This is a genomic window from Flavobacterium sp. FlaQc-48, assembly GCF_044007335.1.
Taxonomy (GTDB): Bacteria; Bacteroidota; Bacteroidia; order Flavobacteriales; family Flavobacteriaceae; genus Flavobacterium.
In genome coordinates, this window is the sequence record NZ_JBIPCR010000004.1 from 109,431 (window position 1) to 126,014 (window position 16,584).

At 33.6% G+C, this 16,584-nt stretch carries 19 protein-coding genes; 3 read left to right on the forward strand and 16 right to left on the reverse strand.

Features of this window, described 5'->3' with window-relative positions; all coding sequences use genetic code 11:
• Nucleotides 1–23: 23 nt before the first annotated feature.
• Nucleotides 24–2,345 (reverse strand): TonB-dependent siderophore receptor, encoded by a 2,322-nt coding sequence (locus tag ACHRWY_RS07935; RefSeq protein ID WP_395353725.1) that lies wholly within the window; start codon nucleotides 2,343–2,345, stop codon nucleotides 24–26.
• Nucleotides 2,346–2,601: 256 nt separating this feature from the next.
• Here ACHRWY_RS07935 and ACHRWY_RS07940 point away from each other — a divergent pair, with 256 nt between their 5' ends.
• On the forward strand, nucleotides 2,602–3,762 hold the full coding sequence (locus tag ACHRWY_RS07940; RefSeq protein WP_395353726.1) for an MFS transporter: 1,161 nt from the start codon (nucleotides 2,602–2,604) through the stop codon (nucleotides 3,760–3,762).
• Between the two features lie 71 nt (nucleotides 3,763–3,833).
• On the opposite strand, the gene ACHRWY_RS07945 is transcribed toward ACHRWY_RS07940, so the two are convergent.
• The 8 genes from ACHRWY_RS07945 to ACHRWY_RS07980 all read right to left on the reverse strand — a co-directional run bounded on the left by ACHRWY_RS07945 (nucleotide 3,834) and on the right by ACHRWY_RS07980 (nucleotide 11,121).
• The gene (locus tag ACHRWY_RS07945) at nucleotides 3,834–4,571 is read right to left on the reverse strand and encodes a protein phosphatase 2C domain-containing protein (protein ID WP_395353727.1); all 738 of its coding nucleotides are present in this window, start codon (nucleotides 4,569–4,571) and stop codon (nucleotides 3,834–3,836) included.
• A 181-nt stretch (nucleotides 4,572–4,752) separates the two neighbouring features.
• Nucleotides 4,753–5,178 carry a hypothetical protein gene (locus tag ACHRWY_RS07950; protein ID WP_395353728.1) on the reverse strand — a complete coding sequence of 142 codons (426 nt, stop codon included), beginning with the start codon at nucleotides 5,176–5,178 and terminating at the stop codon, nucleotides 4,753–4,755.
• 6 nt (nucleotides 5,179–5,184) lie between these two features.
• Entirely contained in the window at nucleotides 5,185–5,661 is a 477-nt protein-coding gene (locus tag ACHRWY_RS07955) for a DUF6265 family protein (protein WP_395353729.1), read from the reverse strand.
• A gap of 311 nt (nucleotides 5,662–5,972) precedes the next feature.
• Nucleotides 5,973–8,282 carry a DNA topoisomerase 3 gene (locus ACHRWY_RS07960; RefSeq protein ID WP_395353730.1) on the reverse strand — a complete coding sequence of 770 codons (2,310 nt, stop codon included), beginning with the start codon at nucleotides 8,280–8,282 and terminating at the stop codon, nucleotides 5,973–5,975.
• Between the two features lie 271 nt (nucleotides 8,283–8,553).
• Nucleotides 8,554–9,219 carry a hypothetical protein gene (locus ACHRWY_RS07965; protein WP_395353731.1) on the reverse strand — a complete coding sequence of 222 codons (666 nt, stop codon included), beginning with the start codon at nucleotides 9,217–9,219 and terminating at the stop codon, nucleotides 8,554–8,556.
• A 66-nt stretch (nucleotides 9,220–9,285) separates the two neighbouring features.
• A complete protein-coding gene (locus ACHRWY_RS07970; RefSeq protein ID WP_395353732.1) occupies nucleotides 9,286–9,726 on the reverse strand; it encodes a hypothetical protein in 441 nt (146 codons plus the stop codon).
• Nucleotides 9,727–9,784: 58 nt separating this feature from the next.
• On the reverse strand, nucleotides 9,785–10,864 hold the full coding sequence (locus ACHRWY_RS07975; RefSeq protein ID WP_395353733.1) for an acyltransferase family protein: 1,080 nt from the start codon (nucleotides 10,862–10,864) through the stop codon (nucleotides 9,785–9,787).
• Between the two features lie 68 nt (nucleotides 10,865–10,932).
• Nucleotides 10,933–11,121 (reverse strand): hypothetical protein, encoded by a 189-nt coding sequence (locus tag ACHRWY_RS07980; RefSeq protein WP_395353734.1) that lies wholly within the window; start codon nucleotides 11,119–11,121, stop codon nucleotides 10,933–10,935.
• A 317-nt stretch (nucleotides 11,122–11,438) separates the two neighbouring features.
• Between ACHRWY_RS07980 and ACHRWY_RS07985 the strand changes: the two genes are divergently transcribed.
• Both ACHRWY_RS07985 and ACHRWY_RS07990 read left to right on the forward strand, forming a co-directional pair.
• Nucleotides 11,439–11,915, forward strand: coding sequence for a DUF6932 family protein (locus ACHRWY_RS07985; RefSeq protein WP_395353735.1), 477 nt, complete (start codon nucleotides 11,439–11,441; stop codon nucleotides 11,913–11,915).
• Nucleotides 11,916–11,920: 5 nt separating this feature from the next.
• A complete protein-coding gene (locus ACHRWY_RS07990) occupies nucleotides 11,921–12,223 on the forward strand; it encodes a hypothetical protein (protein ID WP_395353736.1) in 303 nt (100 codons plus the stop codon).
• A gap of 103 nt (nucleotides 12,224–12,326) precedes the next feature.
• On the opposite strand, the gene ACHRWY_RS07995 is transcribed toward ACHRWY_RS07990, so the two are convergent.
• From ACHRWY_RS07995 to ACHRWY_RS08025, 7 genes are all read right to left on the reverse strand, one after another.
• Nucleotides 12,327–12,785 carry a hypothetical protein gene (locus tag ACHRWY_RS07995; RefSeq protein ID WP_395353737.1) on the reverse strand — a complete coding sequence of 153 codons (459 nt, stop codon included), beginning with the start codon at nucleotides 12,783–12,785 and terminating at the stop codon, nucleotides 12,327–12,329.
• 44 nt (nucleotides 12,786–12,829) lie between these two features.
• Nucleotides 12,830–13,258 carry a copper resistance protein NlpE N-terminal domain-containing protein gene (locus tag ACHRWY_RS08000; RefSeq protein WP_395353738.1) on the reverse strand — a complete coding sequence of 143 codons (429 nt, stop codon included), beginning with the start codon at nucleotides 13,256–13,258 and terminating at the stop codon, nucleotides 12,830–12,832.
• Complete coding sequence (locus tag ACHRWY_RS08005; protein WP_395353739.1) at nucleotides 13,255–13,704, reverse strand: hypothetical protein; 450 nt, start codon at nucleotides 13,702–13,704, stop codon at nucleotides 13,255–13,257. The genes ACHRWY_RS08000 and ACHRWY_RS08005 overlap by 4 nt, the downstream gene beginning before the upstream one ends.
• 253 nt (nucleotides 13,705–13,957) lie before the next feature.
• Nucleotides 13,958–15,406 (reverse strand): hypothetical protein, encoded by a 1,449-nt coding sequence (locus ACHRWY_RS08010; protein ID WP_395353740.1) that lies wholly within the window; start codon nucleotides 15,404–15,406, stop codon nucleotides 13,958–13,960.
• Between the two features lie 263 nt (nucleotides 15,407–15,669).
• A complete protein-coding gene (locus ACHRWY_RS08015; RefSeq protein ID WP_395353741.1) occupies nucleotides 15,670–16,176 on the reverse strand; it encodes a hypothetical protein in 507 nt (168 codons plus the stop codon).
• 1 nt (nucleotide 16,177) lies between these two features.
• Nucleotides 16,178–16,303 carry a hypothetical protein gene (locus ACHRWY_RS08020; protein WP_395353742.1) on the reverse strand — a complete coding sequence of 42 codons (126 nt, stop codon included), beginning with the start codon at nucleotides 16,301–16,303 and terminating at the stop codon, nucleotides 16,178–16,180.
• Between the two features lie 121 nt (nucleotides 16,304–16,424).
• Nucleotides 16,425–16,583 carry a hypothetical protein gene (locus tag ACHRWY_RS08025; protein WP_395353743.1) on the reverse strand — a complete coding sequence of 53 codons (159 nt, stop codon included), beginning with the start codon at nucleotides 16,581–16,583 and terminating at the stop codon, nucleotides 16,425–16,427.
• Between the last annotated feature and the right edge of the window lies 1 nt (nucleotide 16,584).

Genomic DNA, 16,584 nt, shown 5'->3' on the forward strand with positions numbered 1-16,584 from the left:
AAGTTATTTTTTATAAGAATACCTTAAAACTTTAAAGTTAAGTTTACCAGAATATTCGATGGAGTCTGAGCCATTCCATAAGAATCCCAGTATTTTTTGTTGTTTAAGTTGTTAAACTTAACACCAATCCTCCATGAAGGCTGGTCATAAAATACTGTGGCATTGTAAATAGAATAGGAGGGAGCGTAAAAACTTTCATCTTCAAATTTATATTGTTTGTCTACATAATTGCCTCCAAAACCAACACCTAAATCTTTTAATTTGTTTTGAAATTTATAAGAAACCCAAAAATTAACGACGTTTTCCGGTGCAGCACTCGCTTTATTGCCTTCAATAGTTGCATCTGATGATTTCACGATACGATTGTCATTATAAGCATAACCTGCCATAGCATTAAGGCCTTCTACAGGATTTGCAATAAATTCAAAATCGAAACCTTTGCTTACCTGTTTACCATCCTGCAGGCTAAAACCATCGGGAGTTGTTCTGGTGGCATTATCAATAGTAATGTTGTAATAACTTACTGTAGTGCTTAATTTTTTATTGAATGCTTCTACTTTTACACCTCCTTCGTATTGGTTGGCATAAATTGGTTTTAAAATTAACAGTGTTCCATCAGGCTGATTTACGGGTCCTGAATTCTGAAAACCGTTCATATAATTTCCAAATAAAGAAACCTGATCTTTCACCACTTCATAAACCAAACCTAATTTAGGAGATAAAGCATTTTGATTATAACCTTCTGTATCTTCAATTTTTTTCTGAACAAAATTATCAAAACGAAGACTTAACATGGCGGATAAACGATCTGTAAAACTAATTACATCTGAGGCATAAACACTAAAGGTTTGTTCATCCGGAACGCCAAATGACTGGTCAGATAATGCCGCATCAACCTGTTTTTTTCGAATGGGACCAAAAGGTTTGGTTACATCAATAGTATCAAGAGGTTTAGTAGCGGCATAATTAAAAGTGCCTTTTGTAAATCTGTAATTAACACCTGTTAATAATTTGTGTTTAATACTTCCGGTAGAAAACGCGCCATTAATATTCTCTTGTATATTGGTAAACTGATTGCTTATTGGTCCAAAACGCGATACCATTCTTTGTACTTCTGTTGGCGAATTCCAAACCGTGTAATATTGGTAACTATGATCTACATTTTCGTCAATAAAAGAGAAAAGTGTGGTAGATTTCCAGTTCTCGGCTAATTGATATTCTGCCTGAACAAAAGCTTTTGCCGATGAGGTTTTAGCATCTAAGTCGTCATGAAACAAACTCTTTTTATAATCTACTTTAAGATCTGTTGGGTTTGTAATTCCGGCTGCATACGAGCGCCCGTAGGTAGGGCGTGTATTGTTTGTATTGTAAAGTTCAGTATCAATACTCAGGGTTAGTTTATCTGTTGCTTTATAAATAAGGCTCGGAGCAATCAGGAATGTTTTATTAAAACCATAATTTAAGAAACTCTTTTCAGTATTTACCGAAGTGTTCAATCGAAACAAAACTTTATTGTCTTGCGTTAATGGCGTATTGATATCAAGTGCAATTCGGTTTAATCCAAAACTTCCTCCTGTATAGGATACTTCTGTTTTTTTAGCCTCAAAAGGTTTTTTGGTTACCAGGTTTACAACACCTCCAAAAGAGGATACAGAAGACCCGAATAAAGTTCCCGAAGGACCTTTAAGAACCTCAATACGTTCTGCATTATCAATAGAAATAGAACTTCTTCCGGTCATATTTTCCATTCCGTTTCGGGCATTAACCCCGGTGCTGAATCCTCTGAAAGAAATTTCAAGTCCTCCTGAAGGATAAATTTTAGAAGTTACGCCAGGCGCATTTTGAACCGCGCTCCTAATATCTACAACAACTTGTTCCTGTAAAAGTTCTTTTTGAATCACATTATAAACCTGTGGGTTCTCCAGATTCTTCAATGGCATTCTGGCAACATAATCTGTTTTTTTAGATAATATGCTTTTTTTACCATTTACCACAACTTCATGTAGTTCCTTGTTTGAAACTTTTAATTGTACATCAATGGCAGTCGTTTCACTTTCGGTTACTACAACTTCCTGTTCCGTAGTTTCATAACCTGTTAAGGATATTTGTAAAGTATAGGTGTTGGGTCTTACTCTGTTTAACTCAAAAGTACCATCGTCATTTGTTGTAGTACCGTATTTTGAAGATTTAAGAATAATGTTAACACTGGCTGCCGGATCACCTTCAGATGTGGTGATAGTTCCTTTTATTTTTCCGAAATTTTGTTGGGCAAAAGAACAAAAAACAGAAAACAGAAAACTGAAAGTAAATAGAAAACGGGTAGTTCTCATAGTAAGATATTTCATTTTATTTTAAATTGGTTTACGTTATTGTTTTTATTTAGAATAAATAAAAACAATGCAAATGTAAAAATTAATATTTCCTTAACAAATATTATTTGCCTTGATTTAAGGTACTTTTTGTTATATTTTAGTCAACTTTTTTCTAAAATTTGCTAAAAAAGAGGTAAATGAATTAAATTTCTGACTTTTATTAAAAATCATAAAAAGGGTAGAAGTTACACTTCAAAAGACTTAATTTTGCAGTCTGAAAAATGACTTCATGATTTTACCTTTTTTTAAAAAAATTCAGAATACACCCAGAGGGTTCCGAATAGCCAATACGGTATTTTTCTTTCTTTCCGGATTTGGATATTCTTCATGGGTATCGCGTATTCCGCATATACAGGCACAATTGCATTTATCCGAAGCTCAGTTTGGAGCCGTTTTATTTGCTTTTCCGATTGGTCTGATGCTGACAATGCCTTTTACAGGAAAACTATTAAATAAATACAGCAGCCGTTATATCATGCTGCTTGGTGCTATCATGTTTAATATTGTCTTGTCTTTGCCGGGTTTGGTGGCGTTTGTATGGCAGTTGGTGATTGTACTTTTAATCTTTGGGGCTTCTCGTAATATTTTCAATTTGTCTATTAATGCACAATCGCTGGAGGTTCAAAAATTATATCCGCATTCTATTATAACCCGTTTTCATGCCGTTTGGAGTATAGCGGTTTTTGCAGGAGCAGGTTTGGGGTATGTAATGGTAACACAGCATATTGCTCCCTCGCACCATTTATTGGGAGTAAGTGTTTTTATGCTTGCCCTTACGGCTTGTTTTTATCCGCTGAGCATTCATAATCAGCCTGTACCGGTTAAAAAGAAATTTTTCTCAATGCCGGAAAAAAACCTGGTCAAGTTTGCCCTGATTTGTTTTGTCTCTATGGCTTGCGAAAATACAATGTACGATTGGAGCGGAATTTATTTTGAAAATATATTAAAGGCTTCGCCAAAACTTACCAGTGCTGCCTTTGTGTTTTTTGCAACAGCCGTAACCTTAGGGCGTTTGTTTGGGGATTATGGCGTAATGAAATTTGGTACTAAACGGATTCTGCTTTACAGCGGTATTTTAATCACTTTAGGGTTTGCAATTTGTTTTGTTGTGCCGTATGCTTATCCCACAATTTTTGGTTATGTTTTAATCGGATTTGGGGTTTCCTGCGTAGTTCCGTTAGTGTTTAGTATTGCCGGACGATCATCAAAACTAAGCAGCGGTTCAGCGCTAACTTCTATATCTACCATTGGTTATCTTGGATTTTTATTGGTGCCGCCAATGGTTGGCTTTATCTCTGAGTACTTAAGTATGAAATGGGCGTTTTTGGTAATGGCGCTTTTAGGTATACTGATGATTTTTATGGTGAATAAGATCGGGGAGAACGAATAGTTTTTTTGAAGATTCTGAGATTTTGAGTTGCTAAGATTTTTATTTTTGGATTTTAGTTGATAATCGAATGGTTATTGTATGATTCTAATGATAGAAAAATCATCTGTTGGTTTTAATCCAAATTCATTTTCTAATTTTTTTAGTTTAAAAGAAAACATATTATCTTTTTCAGAATTTGTTTTGTCAATTGTTAAAAACTGAATTACATCAAATTTTTCTTTTGATTTAGCAGCAAGTAATTTTTCGAAAGTAAAAATTCCATCCGTTGCAATACTGATATCTTCAAGTGAGTTGAACTCAATTTTTTGTTTCTGTGAACTATAAAAAGTTTGAAAATCTTCAGAAAGATGAAAACCTAAATAATCAGGCTTATTGTCTTGCTCAAATTCGGTTACTTTTCCGTTTATATTGACAAAACCATCTCCAATTGCTAATACAATGCCTTTTTGCTGTTTTTCATCAAATAAAAGAATTATCAGGGTTGTTAATAATTCTTTTTCATCAATCATCAATTGATTTTTTATGATTTTAAGCTCGTTTAATAAATCTTGTAAAACTAGCTTTAAGTTTTGTTCGGGAGAAAGAGGCGCGTTGTTTTTCTCGACAAATTCTTTATATCCTTTTTCTAAGCAGATTTTTTTTAGAATTTTTCCCACTAGCAAAGAAGCAAACTGACTCTCTAATGCTGTTGTACAACCATCCATTACAGCGCAAACAATGTTGTTTTTTCCGTATTTACCGATGAATAAATGATCTTCACAATTATTTTGATGATAATCGCCAATTTGTAATGATGAATATATTCTCATCTCATTATTTTGTGCTTGTTTTCGATATAAATTTTAGTCCAGCCCTACAATATTGGCAGAACCTCTGGTTCTTTTTTTGATTTTTTAAATCTTGGAAGGAATGAAATCCTATTACTGTAGCATTTCCAGTTATAGTATGGAGTAAATTATTTTTCATTTAGAATTTTACAAAATTTAAGAATCATTGAATGTATTTATTCAGCTCTCTTACAAATTCTTCACTATTTTCAACTATTTCTAAGATGTAAAATTTTCCAGATTTAGATATAACCCTATAGCCTTGAGAAAATTTTACGATTGAAAAAATAGAATTTAATAAAATGACTTGTGGTAATTTTCCATTTTCAGTTATCGTTAGCTTCTCATCTTCAATTTCATATTCAGTGCTAATTCTGTTTTTAAATTTTTTATCAAAATAGAACCATCCGATTGGTGCTAAAGCTATAATTCCAATAAAAAATATTATTCTGTCTGTGGTTAAATAATTGAATTTTTGAGTCAAAATATAAGTAGCGATCAAAATACCGCCACCATAATTTAGAGACATGAAAATTCTGTTTTTATTTAAGGCTTTTAATCTGTTTTCTTCAGAAATGCTGTATTTCATTTTTTATTATTTTTTCGTCATAACAAACTTTTCAGAACTCACCTTTCCATTTAAATTCCCGGAAATTTCAGCGGTCAAAGTATGATCAGCACCTTTTGTGTAAGTAATTTTTTGAGGATAATCGTGTTTTGGGTTTTCGAAAACCAACTGTTTGTCGGATTCTGCAGTTGATGGAAATGCTACCGGTTTATCATCGTTCTGACCTTTTACCGTGGCCAGATAAGTTAATGTCTCACCTTTTTGTGCCAAAACAATATTTTCGAAGTGCAAAGTATCTTTTCCTTTAATGAAATAAGAAGCGGCACTAAAAGTACTATCATTTAATTTGATCCAGTTTTCAGTCAGAACACCATCTGGAGATTTGTTTTCCCAGTTTCCGATAAGCCAATCGGCAATTTTGATTTTATCTTTTTCAACAGATTCCTTTTTCTGGCAAGAAACAACGGCTAATAGAAGTATTAAAAGAGTAATTTTATGAAACATATTTATGGTTTTTTGATGTTAAATTGAAAGGCTAAGATATTAAAAAAAAGGTTGCCACAACCCGAGCGACATGAACAGGTGAAGCAATTTCATAAAGTAGCACGAATTATTATTCCAATTATAAATAGAAAACGTGCCACAGATTAAAGGATCAGGATAATCCTATTTCACGCAGATTTCTATAATTTAAATCAAAATTAAATCTGCCTTAACCTGCACAATCTGCGTGATAAAAAATAGTAAAATCAGGGGCAAAAAGACACAACAAAAAAAGCATTTTAATCCTTTTGATCCGTGGCAGGAAAGATACGTTAAACGCTTTCGCCCAAAATAGCGTAAACTAATTCTTTTGTTGGTTTTTGATCTTTTAATTTAGCTCTTACATCATCAAAAGTCACTTTAAAATCGCAACCCAGTTTATAATCGCCACAGCCATAAGCAGTTTTTCCTTTCATGATGGTTCCTTTTTTACATTTTGGGCATGTTAAGGCATCCGAATCAGCTGTTGTAGTTGGTTTTGCTTTTGGTGCTGTTTTTTTGACTTCTAATTTTAGTTTATAGTTTTCTTCAAAACGAATTAAACCTTCTACAGTTCCTTCTTCGGTTTTAAAGCCTTTGATATTTACTGTTGATCCTTTTTGGACTAATCGTAAATATTGGTTCTCGGATATTTTTTTCTCTGCAAAAGTATAAGGTAAAACAAAATCACAACCTCCTTTATAATTGCCACATCCAAAAGCCGATTTTCCTTTTATTAAGGTTGCTTTCTGGCATTTCGGACAGGTTTCTGCCAAAATTCCTGCAGCTTTCTTTTTCTCTGCTTTTACGACCGGTTTTTCAATGGTTGCCGCATGTGATATATTGGCATGTCTGGTTTCACTTCTTACTTCAGTAACCAAAGCTTCGACCATTCGTTTCATGTTTTTGATAAACGCTCCGGCGGTAAAAGTGCCTTTTTCGATATCTTTTAACTGTTTTTCCCACGAACCCGTAAGCTCGGCCGATTTGATCAGTTCATTCTGAATCGTATCAATCAGCTGGATTCCGGTTGGTGTTGGTAAAACCTGCTTTTTATTTCGAACAATGTATTGACGCTTAAAAAGGGTTTCAATGATGTTTGCTCGTGTTGACGGGCGACCAATACCATTTTCTTTCATCAATTCGCGTAAATCCTCATCATCGACTTGTTTACCGGCCGTTTCCATGGCACGCAATAAAGTTGCCTCTGTAAACTGATTGGGCGGTTTGGTTTCTTTTTCTAAAAACGACGGTTCGTGCGGGCCTTTTTCTCCCACAACAAAACTCGGTAATAAATCGGCTTCTTTTTCTTTGGCGTTTGGGTCTTCAAACACAACACGGAAACCTTTTTTCAGGATTTCTTTTCCGGTGGTTTTAAACATGACTTCGGCAGCTTTTCCAATTACCGTGGTATTGGCAACGAGACAATCATCATAAAATACCGCAATAAAACGTCTTGTAATAATATCGTAAACCTGTTGCTGATTGTATTGCAAATTAGATTCTATTCCCGTTGGAATAATCGCGTGGTGATCCGTAACTTTTTTATCGTTGAAAACCTTAGGTGATTTTTTTATTTTTTTTCCTAAAAGCGGTTGCGTTAATTCGGCGTATTTGGATAATTTTTGCAGAATTCCCGGTACTTTTGGATAGATATCGTTTGGTAAAAAAGTCGTATCGACTCTGGGATAGGTTACTACTTTTTGTTCGTACAAAGTCTGTACAATTTTAAGCGTTTCATCTGCCGAAAATCCAAACTTGGTATTGCAATATACCTGTAAACCCGTTAAGTCGAATAACTTTGGAGCGTATTCGTTTCCGTTCTTTTTCTCAACCGAAACAATTTCGAACTCACTTTCTTTGACTTTGTTGGCTAAAAGCTCACCATCTTCTTTTTTCAGAAAACGTCCTTCTTCATAACTAAAAAGGGTTTCTCTGTATAAAGTCTGTAATTCCCAGTAGGGCTGAGGTTTAAAATTCTCGATTTCTTTCCAGCGGTCGACAACCATGGCCAATGTCGGCGTTTGTACGCGCCCAATAGACAATACTTGTTTGTAGCCGCCATGTTTTACGGTGTACAAACGTGTGGCATTCATACCCAATAACCAATCGCCAATGGCTCTGGAAAATCCGGCGTAGAATAAATTATCGTAGTTGGCAGAGGGTTTTAAGTTTTCGAAACCTTCTTTTATCGCTTCGGTTGTCAGGGATGAAATCCATAAACGCTGTACTTCGCCTTTGTAGTGGGCTTCGTTCATGACCCAACGCTGAATCAGTTCTCCTTCCTGCCCGGCATCCCCGCAGTTGATGACCAACTCGGCTTTGTCGAATAGACTTTTTACAATTTTAAACTGCTTTTGGATTCCTGAATTCTCAACGACTTTGGTTTCGAATTTCTCCGGAAGCATAGGCAGGTTGTTCAAATCCCAGCTTTTCCAGTGCGGTTTGTAGTCGTTAGGTTCTTTTAAGGTACATAAATGTCCAAAAGTGTAGGTCACGGCATAACCGTTTCCTTCAAAATATCCATCGTGTTTGGTATTAGCGCCCAAAACGGATGCGATTTCTCGTGCTACACTTGGTTTTTCAGCAATACATACCTTCATTTTTCTCCTTCTAATTTGAATGCGAAATTAAGGATTTTTTATAAGAAAGGAGCAAAGGTTCTTAGGAACAAAGGGACAAAGGTTTTTTCTGTGTGTTTTTTAATCGCGCAAAGTCACAGAGCCGCCACGTTTTTCTTTATTAAGTTTTTTTTTACGAAGGTTTTAAAAGATTTAAGCAGAGAATTTAATGAAATCTGTCAAATCAGCAGAATCTGTGTCAAATAAAAAATAAATCTGTTTTTGGGTGGTTTTACTATCCAGACAAGGAGTTTTAAAATCCTTTGGGTCTGTCTTCAGTTTTAATTGGGGAAATATTGAGATCCGAATTGTCTTTTGTTAAATTGCGGATTCCATTGTACAAATGCTCTCCTTGCACCGGAATAGGTGTGGTAGATTCAAGAGAGTAGAATTTATTATAGCCGTCCATTCCTACGGGAAAATTGGTTCTTTCAACCCAATTCTTTTCGAGTAATTCAGGAATAGGATTTATTTCGGCTTTCTCATCAAAACTTTTTTTAGCTCTGGCAATAAATTGCTCGTCAATATTAGAAGATACATTAGAAAAATATTCGATTCCATTGGCAGGAATGTGCAGAAGAAAAATTTGGGTTTTGTCCTTAAGTTTATAGATGTTCAATATTTTAAAATAGCTATTGGCATTAATACAGCAATGTCCGTATTTTTCGACATCAGGATTGATTTCGTATAATTTTGCTGCTTTAGAGGATGCAATAATAAATCGGGTATTTTTGTCTGTTCCTCCGCCTTTATAGCTTACGTCAAGAAAATAACCGTTTCTTAAAATCTGGCCTTCCTTGTATAATTCAAGTACCTTATTTTCGAGGTTGCAATCTCTGTAATATAAAGTAGCACCAGGATAGGTCCAATTGAAAATTGCTTCGGTATTTTTTAAAAATTTAGAATTGCTGTCTTCCATTATTACTTTTAGTTAATGAATTTTTATTTTTTATTTTGTACTAGGTGAGTCGACATCTTATTTTTATTATAAAACATCATTAAAATATAGTACTGCTTCTTCTCTCACATGTTCCAAATCTTCTTTGGCATTTAATAATACTGACATTTTCAAGCTACCTTCAAAAGTGCAGCCGCCACATACATGAACAAGCTCATCAGAATGATACAAATTTTTAATTTTATCCAAATCTTTTTGTGTGAGTTCTATTTTTCTTTTTTCAGCAAGTTTCTCACAAATTATAACTGCTAAAAATTTTTCAGCAGGACTTTTGGAATATAATAATTTGGTGACTTCCTGAAATTTCTTTTCAACCATAGTCTGGTAAACATGATGAACAGCTTTTGTCGCATTTCCGGTTCCGCCACAAGCAAATCCTAAAATTGTATTTGAATTCTTTTGCTGTGAGTACGTTAAAAAGCTTAAAAGGGAAACTATAATTGAAATGATTAGCTTTATTTTTTCCATAAATATTGAAAGAATTGTATCTTTAGAATATAAAAATACTGTTTGTTCTTTTAAATAATTAAGCCTTCTTGCTTCTTTCAGTTAAATACTTACGAATAGGAGTGTCATATAAAACCATCGTTAAATAAGCGATTCCCAATAACAGAATTGTTCCCGTAATCATAATCAAAGCCAGTTGACCCGCTGCAGGTTTGTATTTGGTGTAATAGTGGGCAAACATCCACATTACGGCATAATGCGTCATGTATAACGGATACGATATTTTTCCGAGGAAGATACAAAGTCTTTTTAAACCTTGTTTTAGTGTTGCTCCGGCTCCCATTACAATCAATAACGGAAAATAAATCAGCACTACAAAAGGTTCTGTGAGCCAGTTCCAGTTAGAAAAAGGCATGAAGAAGGTTAAAAGGAGCAATACGGAAAGACCAACAAAACCCAGTTTTGATTTGATAATCCAATTAGAACGGTAAATAAACATACCGGCTAAAAAAGAATACGAGATACGCGCGCAGCCATCCCAAAAGGTTTCTCCGCTCCATCCGCCCATTAAAGAACCTCCTGCACGCTGGCTGACAAAACAAATTCCTGCTGCAGCCAAAACGGTTAATAAAAAGAGCGAACGACGGCTTAGTTTATAAAGAAAAAGCGCATACAAAATATTGGCAACATATTCCCAAAACAACGACCAACCAGGGGCGTTTAAACCAAACAAATTAAAATAACGATCTGCCATTACCGGAAACGGAATCAGAAAAACCGAAGCCAGAACAATCAGAATCAGTTTACCGGTGTCATAGGTTTCAGGATGCCCGCCAAACGGGTCAAAAAGAAAAGCCAATACACCTAATACAGAACCAAAGACAACCAAAGGATGCAACCTGATCAGTCTTAATTTAAAAAAATCACTAAGTTTCATTTTGCCAATTCGGTCGTGATAGGCATAAGCAATAACAAATCCGGAAAGACAAAAGAAAAAATCAACCGCTAAAAAACCATGCGCAATAAAATTTTCGTTTGGAGGATAGACGATTTCCATAAAATGAAAAAAGACAATCGCCAGAGCGGCTACTCCTCTTAAACCGTCAAGGATTTCAAAATGTTGTTTGGGTTTTAGAGTTTCGGTATTTGGTGCGGTCATGTTTTTTATTTTGATATTTTGGCTTATAAATGGTTAAAGTTAAGTATAGGATACTTATGCTGGCTGAGTTAAGAGTTGTTTTCTTTTTTGCATTTCCCGTTTATTTCTTTAAATAATTCTGTAATTTCAGGAGTTTGAAATTTTCTGACTTTTGCAATTAACTGATCTGCAAATTCTTCTGTTTTATTACCTGCATACCATGACAATGTTCTAAATAATTCAGATAATTCATTTATTACTATTTCGTGATCTTTCATGTATTCTAAACAATATTATTGAATTCTTGGTTTAGGGTAGGTAAATAATACGTATAAAGCCAGTCCGGTTTACCATTCTTAAATTTGCTCAGCCTATGCTGTTTTTAACATATTTATTGTTTTTCAAATATATAACTTAACATTGAAAGACTTATAAAAATAGTGTTCCAAACCTGACTCTTTTTTTGATTTAGAAGCATCGAGAAAAATTTAAATAATTTATGCCTCTTTTTATTATGATGCAGGTTTTTGGCTGATGGGATATGTAACTGTCTGAAGTTTTATTTATTATCTTTGAATATAATTTTTTTTTAGATATGCTAAATTTTAATCATTCTGGCTTACTTGTTCCTGATGCTTTAATCAAATCAACACTTCATGAATTAGAGAATGAATTTGTAGACAAGATTCAAACTGAAAAGCGAAAAGAGTTATTTGACAATTATGTTAAATATAGTAATGATTTAAAAGAGGTATTTAATTTAAAAGAACTTCAACAATGGATTAACGGTTCATATGTTACGCAGAAAAGAAATCCGGGAGATATAGATTTGGTTACTTTTATAGACTATGATGTAATAAAACGATTAGGAGATACAGTAAATAAATTTATATTTCCGGCCTCTGAATCAATTTACGGAGTTGATGCTTATATTATTGAAGTATATCCCCAAGACCATAAAGACTATTTCAAGTATAGAGCAGACTATGCACATTGGTACGAGATATTTACAAGAACAAGAAGAATTAGGGGAAATAAATTAGCAAAAGGATTTTTAGAAATTTTTATTTAATTAGTATGAAAGACAATAAATTATATACTATTTTGGATCTTATTGAAGAAATAAACAAAGTAGATCAAATGATCGAAATTCATAAGACTACAGATTCTGCTTTAATGTTAAATCAGTATTCTCATAAAAAATTGAAATTATCAGGCTTTTTATTTAAAGAACTTTTGTCAAATAGTGGCAATAGTTCAGAGGTCATGCACGTCATTAAATTGTTTATTGAAAAATTTTACAGTAAAGAATTAAGTAATGTAAATTTTGAAAAAGACAATGATTTTAAGCAAATTGAAGATGTCTTTTTGCAGCATTAAAACTAAGTTAAACTAATCAGGATGGCAGGCAGCATTGGAAATAATGTCTTTTCAAAGCTGGATCATTTTGGGTACAGAGTCATTTGATCCGGTTTTATTCATTTTACCAATTCTCGTTTATATACTTAATCCTCATGTTTTTATAATTGGGATATTTTTTCTTGTTGATTTCCAGGCAAATCAAAGTAGAAGCAGCTTCACCAACAGGGCCTTTAATTGAATTTCCGGTATATTTAATGAGTACGCTATTATTTTTAATTTCTGCGGAGCATTTTTCTATAGGAACGTAGGTTCCGCCACCGCCAACTATAAATAAAAATTGTGCGGTTTCCTGATATAAACTATCTAAATTTCTTTTGTCCAGGCTTGAATCGAAGGTAAGTTTTGTTTTAAGGGCTTGTTGTTTATTTTCAACCCATTTGCTGTAATTGACCGGGTCGTTGTACTGAAGCTGATCAAACCCGCACGAATAAAGTTTAAAATCCGGATTCTCTGTTTTACAGCTTGTGATAATAGTTGTTATAAGTAATATGATCCCAAATTTGAAGTTGTTTTTCATCATAAGCTGAGTATTGTTTTTTACAAATAGTAGTATTTTTATTGTTTTTACACTTTAAAAACATCAAGCCTTTGCATCCATCGAATTTCTGATGCTACAAAAGTAAGTCTTGTTTTAACGACCTGATCTGTTTTGTCTCTGGGGTTTTTAGTTACAAATCTCGCTTGAGAATTATTAAAATCGAGGGTGTATTTTTCGTTAAAATCTTCTTTGTTGTTAGAAGAAAAAGTAATTATATTGTTTTTTGCAGTCCATTTTCCTTTTCCGTATGTATTGACTTCTGGTGGCGTGGCGCCCTGTATTTTCGAATAGGAGTGAAACACAAATGTTCCGTCTGCATTTAGAGTTAGTTTATATTCAATAATATGTTTTCCTTCTTCACTAAGGGAACGTGTATAATCGCCAACAAATTGATTTGATTGTGCAAATACTGTCAGGCTAAAAATTAAAAAAAAGGAGGTAATTACTAGTTTCATTGGTTTAGTTTTAAGTTTTTATTTTTCTTTTTGTAAAACGGAAAGACCCAAAGATCATATCCATCGGGCACGTATGTGCTGCAATCTTCTATTTTGCAAATTTGAAAGGAACGAATCAACTCCTCGTACGAAGTTTTTTTATTAAATTTTAAATGAATGCCTTTGTGAGGATCTTGGGCTTTGATTATTTTTTTTATTTCCAGTTGAAAAAGGTTTAAAATACGATCATCATATTTTTCGTTTCCGATAAGTTTTAATGAAACGATAGATTTTGTTTTAAGATATTCTTCTAAAGTATATCCCAGCGTTTTTTCAACCTCTTTATCGCGATAAAAAATAGTAGTAGCTCTTTGTGAGAATGTTCTGTTGCTTAGTATCCATAACAAACACGCCGAGATGAAAATGATAGCGAATGCACTATAAAAATAAAAAGGTTTTGGTTTCATGGCTTTAGTTTTTTATTGTTCTAAAAACAGATTAAAAAGCTTTTACCAAAACTAATTAGTTTAAAATCAAATTCCTTACGTGAAGCCGTAAACGCTGAATAAAGATTTATGAAATAAAATTAGCTTCTAAAACAATTACCGGATTTCCTTTTAATCTGATGGCCCATTTATAAAACATAAAAACCACAAACAGAAGCTTGTGGTTTTTGGTACTTATCAATTTTAGCTTTGCTTAAAAAGGTAAAGTGACTTGTTATTTTGATTGTCTTAATTTTAGACGCAAATTGAATTGTTTCTTAATTTCATTAACATGTGCCTGTTTGATTTGTTTTCTGTTTAAGCCCTGCAGATTTTCTACATATCCTGTAAAAACGTGGCTTATATAGAGCGGAGAAACAGTTCCGCCACTAGATGTATTATGGCAAGAGAAGCAATTAACAAGGTTGCCTACTGAATTCCCGTGTATTGATGTTGGACTAAAACCTACCTGAACATAGGTTTCCATAGTAATATTGTAGGCTGCAACGGAGCCTCTGGTTAATTTTCCGGGTGCAGAATTGGAAAGAGTATAACTTAACGAGTCTAATAAAGCAGCCTGAGCCTGATTAGTATTGTACCCTGCAGTATTAATCCATAGTGAACCATTGTAGAAATAATTGTTCCAGATACCTTTTAGTTGATTTTTAACACTTTGATTAATAGTACGAATATTATTGAAGTTTTGCGAACCATTTTGGCTTGTTTGCATATAAAGCTGAACATTATGAGATCCTTTCATTGCTTTTTCGACAGGAACGCCATATTTGTAAACAGAAAAAACATCGGTGTAAATTCCGTTTCCAGAAGTTATATTGTTAACCGTTGCCGTGGTGCTTTTATTAAAAAAAGGATAATCAACAGTACTCGTCACCGGCGCATCAGTTGTTGGCGTAGCTTTTGACCAGTCGTAAGCAGGTGCAAGATTTTCATGTTCAAAAGTAGCCCATACAAATTCAGGGTGATTTTGTACAACTCCCACTACATGCATTCCCAAAAGTGCTACTTTTGTTTTTACTCCATTGATTACTCCCTGAGTAATAAAATAAGTAGAAGGATCTTTAAGAACGCTCGCATCAATCCAGGAGGTTTTAAGTTCTAATGCGCCTACAGGAAAAGTGATACCTTTTACTTTTGAAGGATCATTTTTTGCTATTGGACCATATTTGAGCATTGTTCCATAAAGAAGGTTGTCCATAAATATAGAATAATATACCGTAGTAGATTTAGGAACACCCGACGGATAATTAGGCGTTTTTAAAATATCAGTCGTACCACTTGCCTGAGCAGTATCTGTCAAAACAATTCCATTAGTTGGGTCTAGTTTCTGACCTGCTGCATTGACCTGAATCAGATTCGTCATAAAAAAGGGCTTTCCGTTGACTTCATTGGTGAGCCAAAGAAATTTTTGCCACGACCATTGATGAAAGTCACAATTGGTTACCGTTGCATTGTTGGCAAATACGCTTGTTGGTCCTTCATTTGGCGGAGGAGTCTGGCGGGTGTTGTTTACGATTGCAAACCAACTGGCAGGAGCTAAACACTCAGAATCAGCAGCGCTATTTTTTAGAGTCGTATAATTATCTTTTTCTCCTTTTGGGTCCTTTTTACAGGCACACAATGAGATTAGCGTGATAAAAAGCAATACCATTTTTGTAGTTTTCATAATACGGGGCTTTAGTTAATTTTTGTAGTTATCTGTTTTTGAAGACCTGAAAGTAAATAATTAAGAAAGCGATTTCTGAAAAAATGTCATAAGGCCTTCATATTTAGGTATAAAGCCAATAAAAATGTGTATTAAAAGAGCAGCTAAGTTTCTAAGATGCTAAGCTGCTAAGTTTTTGTATGTAGTAGTGCTGACTTTTGTGAAGTCACGAGGAGGATTTTTTTGTTTTAGGATTGCGGGTAATTTCGTGCGATCTTGATTTATTAATAATTTAGATTTGTGTTTTTAGTAATAAAATCAATTGCCAATTTTGCTTTTTCTGATTTAGTCAAAGTCAAAATCTTTTTTGTATGAGTTTTGTTTTCGTCAGCCACTAATAGGTTAAAACAACGTACCGAATAATTTAAATCAGGTTCCCAATTATGCAATTCTTTAATGTCGTAACTATAAGCATAATTAGTTGAAAGCTTTCCTTGAGTCACAAAAAGGTGTTGAAAATCTGAGATTTCAATCAGGTTTTTTCGAAGATTGAAGCCAAACAAAAAAACAGCATTATAAAGTTTTTGATTTTCTATCAATAACCCTTTCTTCGTAAATAAGATGGAAATGAAGATTATAGTCAAAAAAAATAAAACAATCTCAATATGATAATAAGAATGAAAATCAACTGAGCAAATCATTCCAAGAAACATCATTGCTGTAACAAAAGTCAAAGCAACTAGATTTTGAAATTGTTTGAAATCTAAATTTCTTTCCAGAATAATTTTCATTTTAGTGCAAGGAATATTGTGATAGTTGTAAGTTTTGTGCAATCGCCAGAGCGGCTACTTCTCTTAATCCGTCAAGGATTTCAAAATGTTGTTTGGATTTTAAAGTTTCGGTTTGAGGTTTGGTCATGTTATTGGCTTTTCGATAGGAACTTAAATAAAATTAAGAAATAAAAAACAAAACCGTTACAAGAAAGTTCTTGTAACGGTTTAATTAATATAATATATATAGCTTTTTAAGGCAGAACAATTTATTTGAAACTTAGTTTAAATTCAACTTTTTTTATTTCTTCAGGCTTATTAGAGGTAAATTTTATGTTTTTTATGTTATCTAATTTTACATCTACTTTTACTGTAGAATTTACTTTTGCCTGTTTAGTAATCTCAGTATTTTTAATTAGTGTTTTCATG